Raw genomic sequence first — 3,797 nt, forward strand, 5'->3', positions numbered from 1 at the left:
ATGTCTTCCAATTTTTTCTTTACCTTCCGATGATAGTCAGAAAGTAAATTTTTCATCTTTTCAGGGACTTGATGGGGAGGGCAGGTTTCATTTCCTCCGACTTCATTGGGAAGCTTTTTGTAGGCCCCCACATTAAACCAATCCTTCGAAATGTCAGATGTCCCTGATTTAAGCAAAAAATGCAATTCCTTGATCAGCGATTCTGTGAGTTTAGACTTTGCCTTGTCAATGATAAGATTAATGCAGCGAAAATGATTGGTCGTTTCAATAATGTCATCAACATTCAGACTTTCCTGGAAGGCACCTATGGTGTTGGATTCAAATATATATCGGGTTTGATCATGGGTTAGTCTGCTGCCTTCAATCCGGTTGGAATTATAAGTCAGGTCAATTTGTGTACGATGGTAAATCCCACCTTTCAGCTTCATGTCCCTTTGCTCCTTAAGGTGGTTGAGCAAAGGGCTATTGGCGAATGATTTTTTTTTGCTCACTTTTTGGGGCAATAAAGCATCTTCAGGGATATTCCAGGTTTTTCCGGTTAGAAAAGCACCCTTGATCATTCCTGAAGCGCAATAGTGCCGAACCGTCCTTTCAGGTATTCCCCATTTTTCCGCAAACTTAACTACCGATAGATACTCCATGCTTAAATTTATAAATTGCCGATATCGGCAAAAATAAGGTAAATCAAGGATTTTTTTTTAAGTTTTGCCGATAATTATGAAAGTGCCAATTGACCATTTACAATTCCCCTTATTCATTTTAACCCTAAGTGTTGAAGATAAACCGAGAGGAGATATAAATCAATTTGCCCGTCAACGGACGATTTTGTCCGAATTGGATTTGTAATGTTGATGAAATGAAGCAATTGGGATGTTTTTGGACTTTTTTTGATGGCATGAATGTAGCAGAAATGTTTTTAAAATTATATTCATAGAGAATGCTCAAAAACTACCTAAAAATCGCCTGGAGAAATATCCTTAGGAATAAGTTGAGAACGGCTATTCACGTCTTAGGATTGGCAATAGGGATTGCGGTTTGCTTTGTGATTTTCAATGTCATAAGTTTCTCTTATAGTTTTGACCGTTTCCACTCCAACAAGGACAACATATTCCAAATCACTACTTTGACGAGTTACATGGAACAGTCCTGGCCTAATTCCGGCGTTCCTTTTCCACTTGGGGAAACAGTGAAGCAGGAATTGACAGGGATAATAGATGTGGCACATTTTATTCGACTCGGTGATGCACTTGTGCTTTTTCCGGATGGGGAGAAAAATTTTGGCAGGTCCGATAATTTTGTTTTTACAGAACAAAGCTTCTTTCGGGTTTTTGAAAGAGAATGGCTTGCAGGCAATCCTACCAATGCTTTGGAAAAACCAAATGCTGTGGTTCTGACGGAGAGTAGCGTGCAGAAATATTTTCCGGGAATGGATGTTTCAGAAGTGCTGGGAAATGAATTGTTATACTTGGAACAGGACAGTATTTTGGTCCAGGTCACAGGAATTGTGAAGGATTATACCGAAAATACGGATTTTACCTTTACAGATTTTTTATCGAAAAGTACCATCGAAATTACGAAAGGTAAAAGGTTGCCCGATTTTGTAGGCGATTGGGGAAGTGTCGACTCCAATTCACAACTCTTTGTTTTGTTGGAAGATGGCAAATCGGGGGAGGAAGTGGAGGCCGGTTTGGCAGGAATTGTGGATAAATATATTGCCCATGAAGAGGGAAGGAGAACTCAGTTTTTTATCCAACCCTTGTCAGAATTGCATTTTACCAATCCATACACTACTCAAAGGGCAGTTAAGTTAGTGCTGAAAGGATTAATGATTATTGGAATTATTTTATTGGTAACAGCCTGCCTTAATTTTATCAACCTGGAAACTGCACAGGCTATCAACCGAAGTAAAGAGGTGGGTATCCGAAAATCAATGGGAAGTAGTAAGGGACAATTGATACAGCAATTTTTGACCGAAACATATCTATTGGTTGGCTTGGCGATAGGTGTATCTTTTTTTCTGACAGAATTGACGGTTTCCTACTTTGCGGATTACTTACCGGGTGGAATGGAGGTTCTGATTTTTTCCTTTGAAAACATTTTGTTTCTCATAGGCCTAAGTGTGGCGCTGACTTTTTTATCTGGAATTTACCCTGCATTTATCCTAGGTAATTACCAACCTGACTTGGCCATCAGGGGGGATTTGAAAGATCCAAAGGGATTCTCTTTTGGGCTTTTCCTAAGAAAAAATCTGACGATTATTCAGTTTACCCTTTCAATAGCATTTATCATAAGTGTATTAGCTATCACCAAACAGATTAAATTTTTGAACAGCCAGGAATTGGGGTTTGATAAGGAAACTTTGATGTATGCCAGGGCTCCCTATTTGGATCCTTCAACAGGTGCAACCAACCTCCCTATCAAAGAAAGATTGGAACAAGAATCCTTTGTGCAAGGTGTCAGTTTGAGTAGTGATATGGTGGCTTCTTCAGGTTTATGGACCACGATTATCGAATTTACCAATCTGGATCAAAAGAATGAACATGAAGTTCAGGCGAAAACTATTGACGAAGATTTTGTACTGGTTAATGGACTGGAGCTTTTGGCCGGAAGGAACCTTAGGGAAATTCCGAATGAAGTTCTGATCAACAAAACTGCAAGTCTTTCTTTTGGGTTTGAAAACCCAGGAGATATCATTGGAGAAGTGCTTGCATACGATAAAAGGGAACTACTGGTAGTAGGTGTGGTGAAGGATTTTCATTCGAGAACACTTAAGGAATCAGTTCTGCCAATGATCATGTATTATGAGGTATTCCCCTATCAGACCATAAATGTTCGCCTTGAGCCTGGAGCTTCTCCCATGCAGGCCAAGTTGGCGTTGGATGAGATATACAAAGAACATTACCCTTTGGAATCCGGAAGCTTTATATTTCTGGATGAAACTATTACCAAGTTTTACGAGGATGATGCCAAGATGCAAGAAATCCTGGCCTTTGCATCAGGTATGGCCATTTTGATCAGTTGTATGGGGCTGTTTGGATTGACTTTGTTTACCATTTCAAAAAGGCTTAAGGAACTGAGCATCCGAAAAGTTTTGGGTGCTACGGTCAATCAGATACTCTTACTTGTATCCAAGGAGTATGTGATATTGATTTTCATAGCCTTCGTATTGGGGAGTATTCCGGCTTACCTATTTTTGGATAACTGGTTGCAGACATTTTCTTACAGAATAGATCTTCCTTGGGGTTTGTTTGTAATATCAGGAATGGTGGGGTTAATGCTCTGTTTGCTGATAGTGGGATTTCATGCCATAAGAGCAGCCAATAAGAACCCTGCTGAGATCCTGAAGAGCGAGTGAGGGGAGTAGAAAGGATGAGGGAGGAAGTTAGAGACAAGAGACAAGAAACTAGAGACAAGAACCAAGAGGCGAGAAGTGAGAGGCGAGATGCGAGAAAAATTTTAGATTTTAGATTTGGGTAAGTGAAAAGGATGAAGGATGAGGGAGGAATGATGAAGGGGTGAATAAAAAAATAGATATAAAGTGGATATATGCTGAGCGATATAAAATAGATATATACTTCGTGATATAAGGTGGATATATGCTTAGCGATATTATGGATATATGCTTCCGAAATATGATGAAATATGTTTCAAGAAATAAATGGGATTTAGAGCTGATGTTGGATTTGGGGAATCAAAATGGGATAGTTCATTAAACTGTGTCTAAGGTTAAATCTTTCTTTCAGCCTACCATCTTAGTTGGCTTAAGCCAACTAAGATGGTAGGCTGAAAATCTAGTT

At 39.4% G+C, this 3,797-nt stretch carries 2 protein-coding genes; one reads left to right on the forward strand and one right to left on the reverse strand.

Annotated elements, in window-relative coordinates; translation table 11 throughout:
- Positions 1-641: Fic family protein (locus ACEW8U_RS10855; RefSeq protein WP_373522061.1), on the reverse strand; the 641-nt coding region annotated here is incomplete at its 3' end.
- Between the two features lie 296 nt (positions 642-937).
- Here ACEW8U_RS10855 and ACEW8U_RS10860 point away from each other — a divergent pair.
- Positions 938-3,355 (forward strand): ABC transporter permease, encoded by a 2,418-nt coding sequence (locus ACEW8U_RS10860; RefSeq protein ID WP_373522062.1) that lies wholly within the window; start codon positions 938-940, stop codon positions 3,353-3,355.
- The last annotated feature ends 442 nt before the right edge of the window (positions 3,356-3,797 follow it).

The organism is Aquiflexum sp. (genome assembly GCF_041751335.1).
GTDB lineage: Bacteria > Bacteroidota > Bacteroidia > Cytophagales > Cyclobacteriaceae > Aquiflexum.